This is a genomic window from Lysinibacillus sp. NPDC093210 (genome assembly GCF_044753985.1).
Taxonomy (GTDB): Bacteria; Bacillota; Bacilli; order Bacillales_A; family Planococcaceae; genus Lysinibacillus.
On sequence record NZ_JBIVOE010000004.1, the window covers coordinates 109,682 to 124,819 of the forward strand.

General features: G+C 38.1%; 19 protein-coding genes. 7 read left to right on the forward strand and 12 right to left on the reverse strand.

The window, feature by feature from the left end:
- Positions 1–24: 24 nt before the first annotated feature.
- Both ACIP9C_RS11945 and ACIP9C_RS11950 read right to left on the reverse strand, forming a co-directional pair.
- The gene (locus tag ACIP9C_RS11945; RefSeq protein ID WP_401010852.1) at positions 25–207 is read right to left on the reverse strand and encodes a hypothetical protein; all 183 of its coding nucleotides are present in this window, start codon (positions 205–207) and stop codon (positions 25–27) included.
- Positions 208–459: 252 nt separating this feature from the next.
- Positions 460–630: a hypothetical protein gene (locus ACIP9C_RS11950; RefSeq protein WP_340821036.1), complete on the reverse strand. Its 171-nt coding sequence runs from the start codon at positions 628–630 to the stop codon at positions 460–462.
- 413 nt (positions 631–1,043) lie between these two features.
- Between ACIP9C_RS11950 and ACIP9C_RS11955 the strand changes: the two genes are divergently transcribed.
- Together ACIP9C_RS11955 and gerQ are read left to right on the forward strand one after the other, a co-directional pair.
- Positions 1,044–1,469 carry a cell wall hydrolase gene (locus ACIP9C_RS11955; RefSeq protein ID WP_401010855.1) on the forward strand — a complete coding sequence of 142 codons (426 nt, stop codon included), beginning with the start codon at positions 1,044–1,046 and terminating at the stop codon, positions 1,467–1,469.
- Positions 1,470–1,489: 20 nt separating this feature from the next.
- On the forward strand, positions 1,490–1,825 hold the full coding sequence (gerQ, locus tag ACIP9C_RS11960; protein WP_173478664.1) for a spore coat protein GerQ: 336 nt from the start codon (positions 1,490–1,492) through the stop codon (positions 1,823–1,825).
- Between the two features lie 279 nt (positions 1,826–2,104).
- Here the strand turns inward: gerQ and ACIP9C_RS11965 are convergent, their stop codons facing one another.
- The 5 genes from ACIP9C_RS11965 to ACIP9C_RS11985 all read right to left on the reverse strand — a co-directional run bounded on the left by ACIP9C_RS11965 (position 2,105) and on the right by ACIP9C_RS11985 (position 5,140).
- Positions 2,105–3,283, reverse strand: coding sequence for a M20 family metallopeptidase (locus tag ACIP9C_RS11965; RefSeq protein WP_401010857.1), 1,179 nt, complete (start codon positions 3,281–3,283; stop codon positions 2,105–2,107).
- Between the two features lie 208 nt (positions 3,284–3,491).
- Positions 3,492–3,872 (reverse strand): DUF423 domain-containing protein, encoded by a 381-nt coding sequence (locus ACIP9C_RS11970; protein ID WP_401010859.1) that lies wholly within the window; start codon positions 3,870–3,872, stop codon positions 3,492–3,494.
- A 71-nt stretch (positions 3,873–3,943) separates the two neighbouring features.
- Positions 3,944–4,210, reverse strand: coding sequence for a YwdI family protein (locus tag ACIP9C_RS11975; RefSeq protein WP_401010860.1), 267 nt, complete (start codon positions 4,208–4,210; stop codon positions 3,944–3,946).
- Complete coding sequence (locus ACIP9C_RS11980) at positions 4,207–4,386, reverse strand: uracil-DNA glycosylase (protein WP_401010862.1); 180 nt, start codon at positions 4,384–4,386, stop codon at positions 4,207–4,209. Before ACIP9C_RS11980 ends, ACIP9C_RS11975 begins: the two co-directional genes overlap by 4 nt.
- A 76-nt stretch (positions 4,387–4,462) precedes the next feature.
- Positions 4,463–5,140, reverse strand: coding sequence for a uracil-DNA glycosylase (locus ACIP9C_RS11985; RefSeq protein WP_401010864.1), 678 nt, complete (start codon positions 5,138–5,140; stop codon positions 4,463–4,465).
- Positions 5,141–5,314: 174 nt separating this feature from the next.
- Here ACIP9C_RS11985 and thiD point away from each other — a divergent pair, with 174 nt between their 5' ends.
- Positions 5,315–6,145 carry a bifunctional hydroxymethylpyrimidine kinase/phosphomethylpyrimidine kinase gene (gene thiD / locus ACIP9C_RS11990; protein WP_401010866.1) on the forward strand — a complete coding sequence of 277 codons (831 nt, stop codon included), beginning with the start codon at positions 5,315–5,317 and terminating at the stop codon, positions 6,143–6,145.
- Positions 6,146–6,287: 142 nt separating this feature from the next.
- On the opposite strand, the gene ACIP9C_RS11995 is transcribed toward thiD, so the two are convergent.
- Positions 6,288–6,833 carry an acyl-CoA thioesterase gene (locus tag ACIP9C_RS11995; RefSeq protein ID WP_337982127.1) on the reverse strand — a complete coding sequence of 182 codons (546 nt, stop codon included), beginning with the start codon at positions 6,831–6,833 and terminating at the stop codon, positions 6,288–6,290.
- Between the two features lie 174 nt (positions 6,834–7,007).
- Between ACIP9C_RS11995 and ACIP9C_RS12000 the strand changes: the two genes are divergently transcribed.
- The 3 genes from ACIP9C_RS12000 to bshB2 all read left to right on the forward strand — a co-directional run bounded on the left by ACIP9C_RS12000 (position 7,008) and on the right by bshB2 (position 8,913).
- Positions 7,008–7,289, forward strand: a complete 282-nt coding sequence (locus ACIP9C_RS12000; RefSeq protein WP_401010868.1) for a hypothetical protein — start codon at positions 7,008–7,010, stop codon at positions 7,287–7,289.
- 570 nt (positions 7,290–7,859) lie between these two features.
- Positions 7,860–8,210, forward strand: coding sequence for a YojF family protein (locus tag ACIP9C_RS12005; protein WP_340821045.1), 351 nt, complete (start codon positions 7,860–7,862; stop codon positions 8,208–8,210).
- A gap of 13 nt (positions 8,211–8,223) precedes the next feature.
- Complete coding sequence (gene bshB2 / locus ACIP9C_RS12010) at positions 8,224–8,913, forward strand: bacillithiol biosynthesis deacetylase BshB2 (RefSeq protein WP_401010871.1); 690 nt, start codon at positions 8,224–8,226, stop codon at positions 8,911–8,913.
- A 39-nt stretch (positions 8,914–8,952) separates the two neighbouring features.
- On the opposite strand, the gene ACIP9C_RS12015 is transcribed toward bshB2, so the two are convergent.
- Positions 8,953–9,699: a TerC family protein gene (locus tag ACIP9C_RS12015; protein ID WP_401010873.1), complete on the reverse strand. Its 747-nt coding sequence runs from the start codon at positions 9,697–9,699 to the stop codon at positions 8,953–8,955.
- 287 nt (positions 9,700–9,986) lie between these two features.
- Here ACIP9C_RS12015 and ilvA point away from each other — a divergent pair, with 287 nt between their 5' ends.
- Positions 9,987–11,249, forward strand: a complete 1,263-nt coding sequence (gene ilvA / locus ACIP9C_RS12020; RefSeq protein ID WP_401010875.1) for a threonine ammonia-lyase IlvA — start codon at positions 9,987–9,989, stop codon at positions 11,247–11,249.
- A 299-nt stretch (positions 11,250–11,548) separates the two neighbouring features.
- Here the strand turns inward: ilvA and ACIP9C_RS12025 are convergent, their stop codons facing one another.
- The 3 genes from ACIP9C_RS12025 to ACIP9C_RS12035 form a co-directional block, all read right to left on the reverse strand.
- Entirely contained in the window at positions 11,549–12,949 is a 1,401-nt protein-coding gene (locus ACIP9C_RS12025; protein ID WP_401010877.1) for a DUF1565 domain-containing protein, read from the reverse strand.
- 134 nt (positions 12,950–13,083) lie between these two features.
- Positions 13,084–13,878, reverse strand: a complete 795-nt coding sequence (locus ACIP9C_RS12030; RefSeq protein WP_401010879.1) for an ABC transporter ATP-binding protein — start codon at positions 13,876–13,878, stop codon at positions 13,084–13,086.
- Positions 13,871–14,899 carry an ABC transporter permease gene (locus ACIP9C_RS12035; RefSeq protein WP_401010881.1) on the reverse strand — a complete coding sequence of 343 codons (1,029 nt, stop codon included), beginning with the start codon at positions 14,897–14,899 and terminating at the stop codon, positions 13,871–13,873. Before ACIP9C_RS12035 ends, ACIP9C_RS12030 begins: the two co-directional genes overlap by 8 nt.
- Between the last annotated feature and the right edge of the window lie 239 nt (positions 14,900–15,138).

A 15,138-nucleotide genomic window follows, 5' to 3' on the forward strand; every position in this document is an offset into this window, starting at 1 on the left:
CATATAAAATGGGCTCGCATTTTTTTATGCTTCATGTTCTTCACTGTTTTCTGATTCTATTATTAAAATAATGGTATGAATAAAAAAACCTATAAGAATCATTAGAAATACTAAATACCAATTATATGGCTGATGATAATACTCAGCAATTCCAACAGCCATGAATGCACTTACGATAATTGCTACAAACATACTGAAAATACGCATAGTACTACTCCTTTATGAAAGCTATATCATTCCAATTTAGTATGGCTCAAACAAATTTCAATATACTTGCAAATCACAAGTTTTTTCACAACATATTCGCAAATATCTATCATAAATGGCAATCTCCTATGTAAGTATTTAATGCGCTTCAATACCACAATAAAATAGGGTGCTTCCTGTTCAAAACTGAACTGGAAACACCCTATTAACACTGTTCAATCTGCTACTTTGCTCTCACCTACATTAAAACCTTCACGAGCTTTCATCCTTAACTTTTAAGATTATAATAATCGTATTAATGAAAAAGCCAACTACAATTATTAATATAAAAAGATACCAATGGAGAGGCTGACCATAGATATTCCCGAGCAAAAAAGCTAGTACAGCACTCAATAAAATCCCAATCCAAACACCAATCTCCATGCCCTTCCACCTCACATGTATTAATACACATGCAATTTTATATCCACATTCCCCTCATCAATAACGCCTTGGCATTTTTGCGTCCAGATTTTTCGAGTATGTTTAGAAAAATCAGCGACCTCTGCCGGCGTCTTTAACTTAATTCAACATGGTTTTGCTCCCCACTTCACTTATAGGACTATTTGGCATTCATCTCCAACTTTTAGCAGTGGAGGACTTCTGCTGAATTAAGTTAAACTTTTTCTATTTTTTCTTTACCCCATTTAGATGGAAACTATCTATAAACTCCCTTATTTCCACGGACTAATCGTTATTACTAATATATGCTTCAGCAATTTAAAATGTGAATTTCTTTCTTATCGAATTTAAACATGTCTACGATACCTTCATGCATATACTGGTTGCGAGGAGGTTTGAAAATCGCTGTTATAAAAACGAATGATGCACAAACAGCTTTGCTTGCAAGGCTTATGCGTTCGGAAGCTGAAGGCGAAGGTCAGTTAGGCATGCTAATGGTCGGCAATGTTGGCGTCAATCGTGTACGAGCAGATTGTCTAGATTTTGGTGATATTCGAACACTCGAGCAAATGGTTTATCAACGTCCAGGGGGGTTTGAAGCAACAACAAAAAGTTATTTTTATCAACGGGCACGTGATCAAGACATTAGATTAGCAAAAAGAGTGATTGAAGGTGAAAGGTTCCATCCGGCTACTCGCTCGCTGTGGTTTTTCAGACCTGAGGGTGATTGCCCTGAACAATGGTATGGTCAATGGAATACGGGGCGTTACAAATCGCATTGCTTCTTCTCACCAACCGAAGAAGATTGTCCTCAAATTTAAATGAAAGAAGGTCGATACTTATGATGCCTTACTATTGGACACCGACAACTCAACAACAAATGACACCTCCTCCAGTGACGCTTCCAAGCGGACGGCCACCTGGACGTGAGGAGTCGTACATTGAAAATATCTTACGTTTGAATCGAGGAAAACCTGGTACTTTCCACTTTTCTTTTGAACATGCTGTTGAGCAAGGGAAAAATACGAAGACAGTACGTGGTGTGGTAGAAGCTGCAGGTAGAGATCACGTCATTTTAAGAGAAATTAAATCAAATCACCGCTTTTTATTCCCAATGATTTACTTTGATTTCGCTGAATTCGATGAGGAAATGTCTTATTTCAATCAAAATCCATAACTGAAATGAGGTTTGGACAAAATGAAAAAGTGTTAGATTGACCGCAATCAATCTAACACTTTTTTCGCTGTGTCATTGTTATCCGCTACGGCGGTCCTTTCCGCGGGCACACCGTAAGCCGCAATCCTCACTAATGCGCGGTTTGTTATGACTTACGCTACGTGCGTTCCCGCAGGGGTCACCACTTTCGCTACCAATAACTTTTCATCTTCTATGGCAGAAATTTATTAACAGTATTGGTCTTTTTAAATATAAAGCTATGTCCAAGTATCATTTTAACTAATTATTCTCCTGCATAAATTGCAAAGTCGCTTTTCCTAACGTTTTTGCAGCGATTAGCATTGCACGTTCGTCAAAATCAAAGCGTGCATGATGATGTGGATAGGCTGTTTCCCACTCAGGTTTTTTGGCACCCGTAAAGAAAAACGTGCCAGGAATGTTCTCAAGATAATACGCAAAATCTTCCCCAATCATAAACGGCGGGCACGTAATAACATTTTCTACTCCTGGAATATCCGCTGCAAGCTGTGCAACAAATTCTGTTTCTTTCGCATGATTATAAACTGGTGGATATCCTCTTGTATAACGATATTCATAACTTGCCCCAAAGGCAAGACAAGTAGCTTTTAATATCGCCTCCAACTCCTGTTCCATTTGTGTACGTACCTGTTCCTCAAATGTTCTTACAGTACCAGTTAAAGCTACTCGATCAGCAATAACATTAAATGGGTTTATCGCCTCGAAATGACCGATTGTTAAGACAGCAGATTTTAATGGGTCTATACGACGAGCAACTAGTTGCTGTGCATTCATAACAAATTGAGACGCTAGTACAACCGCATCGATGGAATGATGTGGCTCTGCACCATGTCCTCCTTTTCCTTGAATAAGAATTTCAGCTTTATCAGCAGCTGCCATTATAGCTCCCTCTCTCACTAAAATGTCTCCAAGTGGTGTTGGTGCCCATAAATGCGTACCAAAGATTACGTCGACCCCATCGAGGCAACCATCTTCAATCATCGGCTTTGCTCCGCCTGGTGCTACCTCCTCTGCATGCTGATGAATGAACACTACATTGCCAGCAAGCTCATCCTTCATGGCATTTAGCACCTTGGCAAGTCCAAGTAAAGTTGCGGTATGTCCATCATGTCCACAAGCATGCATTTTACCGTCGACCTTAGACTTATAAGGCACATTATTTTCTTCTTGGATAGCTAATGCATCAAAATCAGCACGTAACGCCACAGTTTTTCCTGGCTTTGCACCACGTAACGTTGCAACGACCCCTCGCTCCCCAACTTGCTCTCGTACTTCATGCCCTAATGCTCTATGAAAGGCTGCTATGTACGCAGGCGTTTCCACTTCTTCAAAGGATATTTCCGGATACTGATGTAAATGGCGGCGAATTGCTACCATCTCATCATAGCTCTCATCAAGCAATGTATATAATTTCTCCATAACTATAACCCCGCTTTCTTTTTGTTCCTTTTTTAGTAATACTAGTGTACCTCACAAATCCTTACAAAAACAATAGGAATTAAAATTATAAACAAGCAGCGGTTGTTTTATCTATAAAAAAATAGCATGCCAGTGTTAGCTAGCATACTATTTTTGTTGATTTTAATTGAATATTACTGTACAACAGTGGTGAAAAAATAGCCGTTAATCACTTGGCATGTTTTAAGGCACTAACGATAATCAGTACCCAACCAGCTAAAAATAACACTCCACCTATTGGTGTAATTGCCCCTAGTACTTTAATGCCGCTTATCGCTAACACATATAGGCTTCCGGCAAAAAACACAATCCCTAGATTAAAGAAGATACCTGCTAACTTTAATTGTTTTACCTCACCTAGCAATTTCGAGCTCATTAATAGACCGATTATAAGTAGACCCGTAGCATGGAACATTTGATATTGCACAGCTGTTTCCCAAATGCCAAGACCATAATCATCTACTATATCTTTTAATGCATGTGCACCAAATGCACCTAATGCTACTGCTAAAAAACCATGAAGTGCACCTGTGACAATAAATTTTTTCATCTCATTTACCCTACCTTTTTTCATCTTAATGCTCAACATTGCTAGTCTTTAGGAACGTTTAAGCGCACAATCTAAAAATCAAAAATCGAATCACCGTTTGCGCCATCGTCATGTTTTATTTTTGCTGTGTTTAATGTAGATGGCATTTGCTCTGTACTTACCATTTGCGGTAAATGCTTTGTCTGAATTTGTGCATTATCTGTAGGTAAATCCAGCACCACATCACATAATGCACGAATGGCTGTCAGTGCCTCACGAATTTGCTGGTCATTCGTTGTATTTTTTGCACTGGCTAATTGTTTTTCAAGTTGCTGTATGACAGCTTCATATGAAATCATTGCACTCTCTCACCTTCTACTTTTGGCACAAATTTTAGGCAGTCCGTGCCAGACGATTGTTTGACAACAACTGATGGTATTTGCTTCGTTTTAAAGCCGTATGCTACACAAGCACGTGGTGTTTGCGGGTCCCATGTTACTTTAAAATATTGACATTTAAAACAATTTACCTGCATTGCTGTGCCTCTCTTTCTTCTATTATTAACTGTATCATGATTTTTATAGTGTATAAAGCAAACGATTTGTGCCACTTTATCCTAAACACCAATCAATTGGTTGCTCTCCCCATTCCATTAACTGCTCATTAATCTTTGAATACGGTTTACTTCCAAAAAAACCTCTATAGGCACTTAGTGGACTTGGATGTGGTGCTTCTAAAATCACATGGGATGTTGAATGTTGACAAATTATTTGCTTTTTGCGTTGTGCAGGCTTGCCCCATAGCACAAAGATAATCGGTTTTTGTCTAGCTGCAAGTTTTTCGATAACAGCATCCGTAAACTGTTCCCAGCCCTGGTTCTTATGGGAATTTGCCTGTCCCGCTCTTACTGTTAGTACCGTATTTAAAAGCAATACACCCTGCTGTGCCCACTTCGTTAATGTACCATGCTGAGGTACAGGGCAACCTATATCGTCCTGTAATTCTTGTAGCATATTGCGTAAGCTTGGCGGCTTTGGAACATCTGGCTTCACAGAAAAGCTTAAGCCATGCGCTTGGTTCGGACCATGGTATGGATCTTGCCCTAAAATTACAACCTTTACATCGCGAAAAGCCGTACAGTAAAATGCATTCATTACATCGTTTATCGGTGGATAAATCGTCTGTGTCGAATATTCATGTGCCACAAATTGACGTAACTGTTGATAGTATGTTTTTTCTAATTCTTCTGCTAGTATTGTTTGCCAATCATTTGGGAATACTTCTTTCATTGAAATTACAAGCCCCTTTCTTTCTTACAACGGTACAAAAAAATAATGTGTTATTCAAGTTTCAATTTATACTGACCTTATAAAAATATTGATTTCTGACTATTTTTACAGAATCAGAATAAGACTATACTTAACGGTAGATTAAACTATTCAAAAACGAAGGAGATCTTTAACATGGCTCTTAAAAAAACTTTAACAATTGCAGGCTCAGATACATCTGGCGGCGCTGGCATGCAAGCAGACCTTAAAACATTCCAAGAACATGGCACATACGGTATGGTGGCACTAACAGTAGTTGTTACAATGGATCCAAATGGATGGACACATAATGTAACACCATTACCAACAGAGCTTCTTCAAAAACAAATTGATACAGCATTATCTACAGGCATTGATGCAGTAAAAACAGGTATGCTTTCAACAGAGGAAATCATTCGCATAGCTGGTGAAGCAATTGCAAAATCGGGTACTTCTAATGTTGTCATTGATCCTGTTATGGTATGTAAAGGTGATGATGAAGTATTAAACCCTGGAAACACTGACGCTATGATTCAATATCTTCTACCGCTAGCTGCAGTTACAACACCGAACCTTTTTGAAGCCGGTCAATTAGCTGGGACAGGTACACCTAAGTCAATTGATGAGATGAAAACAGCAGCGCGTAAAATTCATGAGCTAGGTGCAAAAGCAGTTGTCATTAAAGGTGGCAAAGCGTTAGCAACAGAAAAAGCTACAGACTTATTTTTTGATGGTGAAGCATTCTACTTGTTAGAATCAGAAAAAGTAGCTTCTACTTATAACCATGGTGCAGGCTGCACATTCGCTGCATCTGTTACAGCAAATTTAGCAAATGGTCTATCTGTAAAAGAAGCTGTTATTGAAGCAAAAGAATTTGTATCAGCTGCCATCGCTCATGGTTGGGCATTAAACGACTATGTTGGACCAGTAATGCACGGTGCGAAATCTCGCTTTGGAGCACCAGTAGTGACTGTAACTGAAATTTAACAAATGGAAAAGTACATTTAAATAGTAGATAGAGCACTAATTAATGTGCTCTCATCGCGTCTAGCATATAAAAAGGTATCTAATTAGAACTGACCTATACATCTTGCCAACAGGTCCGGTTTTTTCTAATTAGATACCTTTTTTACATATAGTTAACCATTAGTTCGAGCCGATAATCCCATGGATCATTCATGGAGATAAAACTAGCTAATGCTTTACTTTCTTTTTTTCGCTCCGCACGGGCTTTTGCTCGTTCAGAAGCAGTCTCATGCAATTTTGTTTCCTCTACTGTTTCAGGTATAACGCGCGGAACTGCAGTAGGCTGATTATGTTCATCAAGTGCGACAAAGGTTAATAATGCTGTTGCGGCAACTTTTCGCTCACCTGTTTTGAGATTTTCGGAAATAACTTTCACAAATACCTCCATCGAAGAAGTGCCTGTCCATGTCACATAGGACTCAAAATAGACAGAGTCAGTCGGTCGAATTGGTTGTAAGAAATCGACCGAATCCGTTGAAGCGGTGACACAATCTCTTCTACTATGTTTGGCTGCAGAAATTGATGCGACTTGATCGATATCACTCATTAAACGACCACCAAAAAGAGTATTATGATTGTTTACATCATTCGGAAAAACACGACTTGTCCGCATAACTCTAGATTCTTTACAAAACTTATAATCCTTCATCCCATCAATTCCCCCTACTACTTATTTTTTGTTCCTATTATAATGCAATATTTTAATTGAAAAATCAATATAGTTATCTGAAAATTTAAAATTTTTACTTTTACACAATAAAATAGGACAAGATACCGTATCGCTACATATGCCATATATTAGCTGTATATGGGAGGGAGACGTATGAAAAAACAAAAATCTGAGGAAACAACTGAAGAATCACGCTTGTTAGCTGGAGATATAACTTCTTCTAAAGTTGAAGTAATCGCATCAATTATATTAACTCTCGGTTACTCACTATCCACCCTTGCCACGATATTAGCGTTACAGGAGGAGGAGGAGGATGCACAATTACTTGCTTCCAATTCACAAGATCAAAATCAGCAATTTAAACAAATGTACAAACAATTACAATCCGTTAATAGTCGTTTAGATTCCATTGAAAAGAAGCTCAATCGTTATTAAAAGGTACATATCCTATTCTCTCCGCTATTTGCTAGGAAGCTTTAAGAGTAGTTTTATTTTTAATGCGCATACATGTAAAAAAACCACAATTCTCCGTCATAAAGAGAATTGTGGCTTTTTTACTATACTATGATAATGAGCTTTCATGTCTTCTCTTCACGTTACAGCTTTAAACCTAATTATGTAGAAGGACGTCATCTATTGTACCAAGATAGAAATCGTTTTTCTTACTTAAATTCCCCTTCTGCATGGTAAACTGTCACTCTACGTGAGAGAAGTCAAATATGCAACATCTTTTTGTTTTGTGAAACCGCATACAAATTCAAGCGACACTTTTTGTACATATTTGCTTTCACACTCTATATATTGATACATTACAATAACTTTTTCAAGGATTTTGCTTAAAAAATAACAAGTGAATCATAAACTTTTGCGATTTCACTATTTTACCCAATTTTAAAATATGAATATTTGCCTCAACAAAAATTTGTCATAAAAAGGGCATTCAATTTCCCTTTGTGACCTTTTTTGACTATACTTAAGAAAGAAATAATCGAGAGGAGTGTTAAGATGCAAGAAGTACAAGTAGAGACGTTGCAAGAATTACTAAATTCTTTCGCCAACAAAGACGTTTATATCCATCTTGAGACGACAAACGGTTCTTACGCAGCACACTATGATGAAAAGTTTTTTAATGCCGGTGCATTCATTCGTAATGCAAAAATTAATTACGAACTGGCTAAAGTGGTAGATGCCTCTCCACATCGTGTTGGCTTAAAAATGGCACATGGTTGGGTTTATGCTCAAGGTATTACACATTATGAATTAGATGAATTAGGCCGTTTGTTAATGGCTGGACTAGACTATTCAGGTAAATTGGCGATAGCACTTGAAATTAGCGAAACGCCGTTTACTTACTAAGGGGGACAACTATTTGAATTTACAACCACAACGTCATATTTTAATTGTTTACCCTCACCCAGATGATGAGGCTTTTTCAGTTGCTGGAACGATTGCCTATTATACAAAGAAGATGAATACACCTGTTACATATGCCTGCTTAACATTGGGTGAAATGGGTCGTAATTTAGGAAATCCACCTTTTGCTACGCGTGAATCGTTGCCAGAAATACGCCGCAAGGAGCTAGTAGATGCAGCGGATGCTATGGGTATTCAAGATTTACGTATGCTAGGCCTACGGGATAAAACTATTGAATTTGAAGACGATGAAAAAATGGTCAAGCTCATGGAAGGATTAATCGAAGAATTAATGCCATCGCTAATTTTCACTTTCCTTCCAGGCTTTGCAGTGCATCCTGACCATGAAGCAACAGCACGTGCTGTTGTTGAGGCTGTTCGTCGCATGCCTAAAGCAGCGCGACCTCAAATTTTCGGGTGTGCCTTCGCCAATGATACACTCGCGAAAAACGGCGAACCACACGTACAAATCGATATTCGCGAAATGAAGATGGATAAATTAAAGGCATTACAAGCTCACGCTTCTCAAACAGGTTGGATGATGCAAGAAACTGAAAAACGTATTGACGACGGCGAGCCAATGAGCGAAAGCTGGCTTAATGTTGAAAAGTTCTACATTGTTAACCCTGACAATTATACAAAATAAACAAAAAGCGGTTGTGCCCTAAAGAGGTCACAACCGTTTTTATTTAGCTACTTTTAATTTATTGAACACATGCACAATCATCGTCAAAACAAAGGCAATCACTAATATAACAAAAAACAAATAATGAGGTACATATATACCAAACACAGTCACTAACATCTTAAGTGCAATGATGCCAATAATGATAAAAGCCGTTGCCTCTAGCTCTGGTATTTTTTCAATTATAATTAAAAATAAACCTGCTATTGTTCGCATCATTAAAATACCTATCATTCCGCCTATTAATAGTACCCAGACTTGATCAGATATCGCAAAGGCAGCAAATATTGAATCAATTGAAAAGGCAATATCCATTAACTCTACAGAAATAACCGTTGCCCAAAATACACCAAAAATACGTACCATTACGCCTGACTTTTTTACTTCTTTGACACTATCCTCTTGTCCTAGTTGTAAAAAATGAGCGATACTAATCCAACCTAAATATAAAGCCCCCAACACTTTAATAAACCAAAATTCTACTAGATACACACCTATTCCAATAAATAAAAAACGGAAAAAATAAGCGCCAAGCATCCCATACATTAATGCCCGTTTACGTTGCTTATCCGGTAAATGTTTGACAAGTACCGCTAGTACGAGGGCATTATCTGCTGAAAGTAATCCCTCAATTACAATGAGCGATGAAATTAAACCCCACGATACTGGATCTGCCAATACTTTTTTCCACATGTCCCAATCGAAAAATTGCATATATGTAGATAGTATCCCATGAATAATGTCCAACTGCTTCCCCCCTACTTGTCCTAAACTAATCTAGTATATGCTCGCCAATCATCGTTATGAGGTGTCACCCACTTATCGGTTTTTAAAAATTTATAACAATTCGATGACTACTAAACTCGAATAACAGACGTTTTTTCTCGAACATAACAGATTATGCTGCCCCAATACTACGCTATGATAAAAATAGACACCGAAAATTTAGAATTTACTAAAAATTTATAACAAAAATCGAGAAAAATATGCTATCATAGATGAATGTTTTATACGTAAAACGGAGGATGAATACTATGGAAGTAGCTGATACTAAAACTGTGCAAGTAGAAAATATTTTAATTGCACATCATTTTTTAAAAGATGTAGTGGTGCATACGCCACTGCAGAAAAACGATTATTTATCGGAGAAATATGGAGCCCACATTTATGTCAAACGTGAAGATTTACAACATGTTCGCTCTTTTAAACTACGTGGTGCTTACTATAAAATCAAAAAAATTGAGGATGAAGCTCGCGAAGCAGGTGTGGTTTGTGCAAGCGCCGGGAATCATGCGCAAGGTGTTGCGTATGCCTGTGCACAACTAAAGATTCAAGCTAGCATTTTTATGCCTCAAACTACCCCTAAACAAAAAATCGACCAAGTCCGAATGTTTGGTCGTGATTATGTTGAAATTATTTTAGCAGGAGATACGTTTGATGATGCTGCTGAAAGTGCAATGGTCTATTGCGAGGAACAAGATAAAATCTTTATCCACCCTTTCGATGATTTCGACGTCATTGCTGGACAAGGAACTGTCGCTGTTGAAATAATGAATGACATGGAAGAACCAATCGACTATGTATTCGGTAGTATTGGCGGTGGCGGATTAATGTCAGGTGTTTCAGCTTATGTGAAAAACCTCTCCCCCAACAGTAAAATTATCGGTGTAGAGCCAGCTGGCGCAGGCAGTATGAAGGCCGCGTTTGCAGAGGGCGGTGCTGTGGCTCTTGATTGGATTGACAAATTCGTTGATGGTGCTGCCGTAAAGTGCGTCGGTCACCACACATATGATGTTTGTCGCCGTTACTTAGACGATATCGTACTCGTACCCGAAGGAAAAGTATGTACAACAATATTAGATTTGTACAATAAACATGCTATTATCGCTGAACCAGCTGGCGCATTATCAGTCGCTGCTCTCGACAGCTATAAAGAAGAAATTAAAGGCAAATCTGTCGTCGTTATTATTAGTGGAGGTAATAATGACATTGGGCGTATGCAAGAAATTAAAGAAAAATCTTTAATTCATGAAGGCTTACTATACTACTTTATCGTAAGTTTCCCTCAACGTGCAGGTGCACTACGCCAATTCCTTACAAGTGTTGTAGGGCCAAATGATGATATTACTACTTTTGAATATACAAAGAAAAATAACAAGGAAAGCGGCCCTGCATTAGTAGGCATTGAGCTTGGTAATCGCGATGACTATGATGGATTACTAAGACGGATGAAAGAGTTTGGCTTCAACTACAAAGAAGTAAATAATGATATCCAATTATTTGGGTTACTCGTATAGTGCCAGGCACTCAAACAATTCTGAATTCTATCAATAGCATATTTTTAATCAACAAGTAAAAATCCACATAGATTCCTGCGGGACCTGCACAAAATGTAAAGCGCAACAGTCGGCGCGACAGCGACGGTTGCAGCTTACATTGTGCCCGCGGAAAGCATAGTGGATTTTTTCGATTTAGCAACCGACATTAAGTGCCAGTCACCCAAACAATTCTGAATTCTGCCAGTAGGTAGCTCCCCAAGAACATAGCATAGACCCACACTACAAATAAGAACAATACGCCTCCTAAAAATTCAAAATTAGTATACAATTTTTCTTGCAGGCGAATCCTCTTTTAACCGAAAATCATATTTGTTTGCATTTTGATATTTCGGGTCTATATAGCTAGACTTCTCATCACTTTTTGAGGCTTTTTGAAATTTAGGAAATGATGTATATTCTTCCTCTTTCCATATCCAAATACCCGTCTCTCCTTTTTCTTTATGGAATACATTCTTTTGTAGTTTATTTTTTTGATTGGTTGTAAAATAGTTGGAGATAAAAATCCGCGATGGGCCAGCGGTAAAAACATTTCTTTCTATCACATTGTTTTTTGTATCATATTGTAATAATAGCTGTCCCCCATCAAGGCCCTTCGTGTCATTTCGGAAAAGAATATTTTGAGAGATAGTCGAATTGATCGTACCTCCACGATCTTCATCATACCCACCAATCGATATCCCAGTGTAAAAGTTTTCATAAATAATATTGTTTATTATTTTAATGTTATCAGCGTATTTTTTAGCATGCTCAGAGGTTGCCTCTATTCCAATATCACTTTTATAAACGGTATTCTTTTCAATGGTTATATTTTTTCCACCATCTACATAAATTCCACCAGCAGCATAATCCTCCCCATAAGCTGGATTGCCGTAAGAGGATATTTCATAAACTATATTATTCTTTACGATACCATTCCGCACATAGTCCACTTTTTTATCTTGAGAAGTGCCTTCATAACCAATTAGATCAATCCCGATATTATCACTACGGCGGACTGTATTATTTTCCACTTTAAAGCCGTCAATATTTCCATTTAGAACAAGAGATTCGCTTGCCCCGAGTTTCAAGTCTTCCAACGTATTATTTAAAATATGTATATCTTTCATTGTGCCAGTTCCATATATAGCGATCCCATGGCCATTCCCATCAACTGCATCGGTTTCAATGCGCTGCACATGATTATTTTCTATCGTGATATGGCTACTAGAGCCTGTTACATAAATGCCCATTACTGTTTCGTCTGCTATATCCGTTGATAAATCCTGGATAGTTAGTCCACTGATGGTCACGTAATTTTTATTATTTATCGTCACTAAGGCTGTATCCCCTTCAACATCCTCCAGGTTCTTTCCACTAAGAATAACCTTCTCCTTGTTGTAGGCTTTAAATGTAATTGGTCTTGAATTGGTGCCACTATGTTTGACGACAAGTTTTTCATGATAATTTCCTTGTCGTATAAAGACAGTAGTACCGGCTTTGGCTTCTGACGCCGCTTTTTTTAGTGTGCGGTATGGTTTTGATTTTGTACCAACATTTTCATCACTTCCATTTGTCGCAACGTAAATAGCTTGATTCTGTTTATCTTCGTCTTTATGGTTTAAAACAAAGACAATTACTATAGCAACTGCAGCCAAGAAGAATAAATAAAGTTTTTTCATTAAATCATTCCTTATTGTATATTTGATAACTTTCATAATACATTTAAGAATGTCAAAGTGCCAGGCACCGAAACAATTCTGAATTTTCACAAGGACAATAGAAAAGCCCATACTAATGTATGGGCTTTTTATCTTTATCCAAGCAACGCACGGTCTGAATTCATTTTCTCGCCACGTATGCGTTCAAATTCAGCCATTAAATCTGGAATTGTTAGTTCGTGTTTACGATCCTCACCGACTTCCAAAATGATTTGACCTTTATCCATCATAATGAGGCGATTTCCTAAATCTAATGCTTGTTGCATATTGTGTGTTACCATCAGCGTTGTAAGGTTATCCTTTTCAACTAAATGCTTCGTAATGCGCGTAATAAGCTCAGCACGCGATGGGTCAAGTGCCGCTGTATGCTCATCTAGCAATAAAATCGATGGCTTCGTAAACGTAGCCATTAAAAGTGATAACGCCTGACGCTCACCACCAGAAAGAAGACCTACCTTTGCCGATAGACGATTTTCCAAGTTTAAGCCAAGCATCTCTAATGATTCCTTAAAAAATTGTCGGCGCTTCTTATCAACGCCAATGCGTAATCCCCGACTCTTATTTCTTGAATAAGCAAGTGCTAAATTTTCTTCAATCGTCATTGTTGGTGCTGTCCCCGCCATAGGGTCCTGAAACACTCGCCCAATAAAATGCGAACGTTTATATTCGGGCAACCCCGTCACATTATTACCGTCTATTAAAACAGAACCAAAGTCAGGCGTTAACGCGCCTGAAATCATATTCATCATCGTTGATTTACCAGCACCATTACTACCGATAATTGTAACGAAATCACCTGGTTTTAAATGCAGGTTTATTTCAGCAAGTGCAATTTTTTCATCAGGTGTACCTTCATTAAAAATTTTGTTAATGCCGTCTAATTTAAGCAAGGCCTTTTCCCCCCTGCTCTACCGGTTTTACTTGAGTACGTTCTGCTGCACGCTTTGCTTTGCGCTTTCGCTCTTTATTTTTATCAACAAATTGAGGTACGACAAGCGCTAGAATAACGATAATAGCAGTGATTAATTTCATATCGCCCGAATCAAGGAAATCAACGCGTAATGCTAACGCTAAAATGATGCGGTAAATAATAGCACCTGCGATTACAGCTAAAGTAGTTCGCATAATTGTTTTTGTACCAAAGATTGCTTCACCAATGATGACAGAAGCAAGACCGATAACAATCATACCGATTCCCATACTAACATCCGAGAACTTCGAATATTGTGCGATTAAAGCTCCAGAAAATGCGACAAGTGCATTTGAAAGACCTAGCCCAAGAATAATCAGCGTATCTGTATTCGCAGAGAAGCTACGAATCATTCGTTTATTATCTCCTGTTGCTCGGATAGCTAGCCCGACTTCTGTTTTTAAGAACCAGTCCGCAATAAATTTAATTAAAATCGTGATGAGTAAAACTACAATCAACGTACCCCAAGTTGACGGTACTTGCTGAATGCCGATGCTTTCTAATACGTTATTTAATGCATCATCGATACCTAAATTACTCCAAAATGTTTGAAACTTTGAAAACAATGTTTCAGAGTTTAATAATGGAATATTCGGACGACCTATCGTATTTTCTGCAGTTAACCCCATGATACGTAGGTTAATAGAATACAAGGCAATCATCATTAAAATCCCTGATAAAAGCGGATTGATCTTCCCTTTTGTGTGAAGAATTCCTGTCATACATCCTGCAATAAATCCAGCAACAATTGCCACTAAAGTCGCTAAGATTGGGTGGTAGCCAAGCAGAATCATTGTCGCTGCTGTTGCCGCCCCTGTTACAAAGCTTCCATCAACCGTTAAATCCGGAAAATCTAACACACGGAATGTTAAGTACACACCGAGTGCCATAATTGCATAGATGATTCCTTGCTCCACTGAGCCAAATATTGCTGTAAACATCGTTGAATCATCTCCTAAAAATTATCGTATCATTCACATCTCGTCGTAATTGCTTCTTTATTTTTTCGAGTTTCCTCGAAAAGCAACTCATAATCTATGACATCCACCGTGGGCTTTATCTTGACTCAGCTAGGTTTTAAATCCCGCTGTATTGGTAGTACTTTGGCATTCATTCCCCACTATAGAAGCAACAGACTCCTGCAGAAGCAAGTTAAAATGAAGATAAAGCGGGGATAATT

What these genes read in the sequence shown, in the direction of transcription:
- thiD (WP_401010866.1), top strand. Translation starts at nt 5,315, where the DNA reads ATGGCTCTTAAAAAAACTTTAACAATTGCAGGCTCAGATACATCTGGC.
- ACIP9C_RS11965 (WP_401010857.1), bottom strand. Translation starts at nt 3,283, where the DNA reads ATGGAGAAATTATATACATTGCTTGATGAGAGCTATGATGAGATGGTA.
- ACIP9C_RS11950 (WP_340821036.1), bottom strand. Translation starts at nt 630, where the DNA reads ATGGAGATTGGTGTTTGGATTGGGATTTTATTGAGTGCTGTACTAGCT.
- ACIP9C_RS11980 (WP_401010862.1), bottom strand. Translation starts at nt 4,386, where the DNA reads ATGCAGGTAAATTGTTTTAAATGTCAATATTTTAAAGTAACATGGGAC.
- ACIP9C_RS12035 (WP_401010881.1), bottom strand. Translation starts at nt 14,899, where the DNA reads ATGTTTACAGCAATATTTGGCTCAGTGGAGCAAGGAATCATCTATGCA.
- ACIP9C_RS11970 (WP_401010859.1), bottom strand. Translation starts at nt 3,872, where the DNA reads ATGAAAAAATTTATTGTCACAGGTGCACTTCATGGTTTTTTAGCAGTA.
- ACIP9C_RS12000 (WP_401010868.1), top strand. Translation starts at nt 7,008, where the DNA reads ATGAAAAAACAAAAATCTGAGGAAACAACTGAAGAATCACGCTTGTTA.
- ilvA (WP_401010875.1), top strand. Translation starts at nt 9,987, where the DNA reads ATGGAAGTAGCTGATACTAAAACTGTGCAAGTAGAAAATATTTTAATT.
- ACIP9C_RS11985 (WP_401010864.1), bottom strand. Translation starts at nt 5,140, where the DNA reads ATGAAAGAAGTATTCCCAAATGATTGGCAAACAATACTAGCAGAAGAA.
- gerQ (WP_173478664.1), top strand. Translation starts at nt 1,490, where the DNA reads ATGATGCCTTACTATTGGACACCGACAACTCAACAACAAATGACACCT.
- ACIP9C_RS12025 (WP_401010877.1), bottom strand. Translation starts at nt 12,949, where the DNA reads ATGAAAAAACTTTATTTATTCTTCTTGGCTGCAGTTGCTATAGTAATT.
- ACIP9C_RS12005 (WP_340821045.1), top strand. Translation starts at nt 7,860, where the DNA reads ATGCAAGAAGTACAAGTAGAGACGTTGCAAGAATTACTAAATTCTTTC.
- ACIP9C_RS11975 (WP_401010860.1), bottom strand. Translation starts at nt 4,210, where the DNA reads ATGATTTCATATGAAGCTGTCATACAGCAACTTGAAAAACAATTAGCC.
- ACIP9C_RS11945 (WP_401010852.1), bottom strand. Translation starts at nt 207, where the DNA reads ATGCGTATTTTCAGTATGTTTGTAGCAATTATCGTAAGTGCATTCATG.
- ACIP9C_RS11995 (WP_337982127.1), bottom strand. Translation starts at nt 6,833, where the DNA reads ATGAAGGATTATAAGTTTTGTAAAGAATCTAGAGTTATGCGGACAAGT.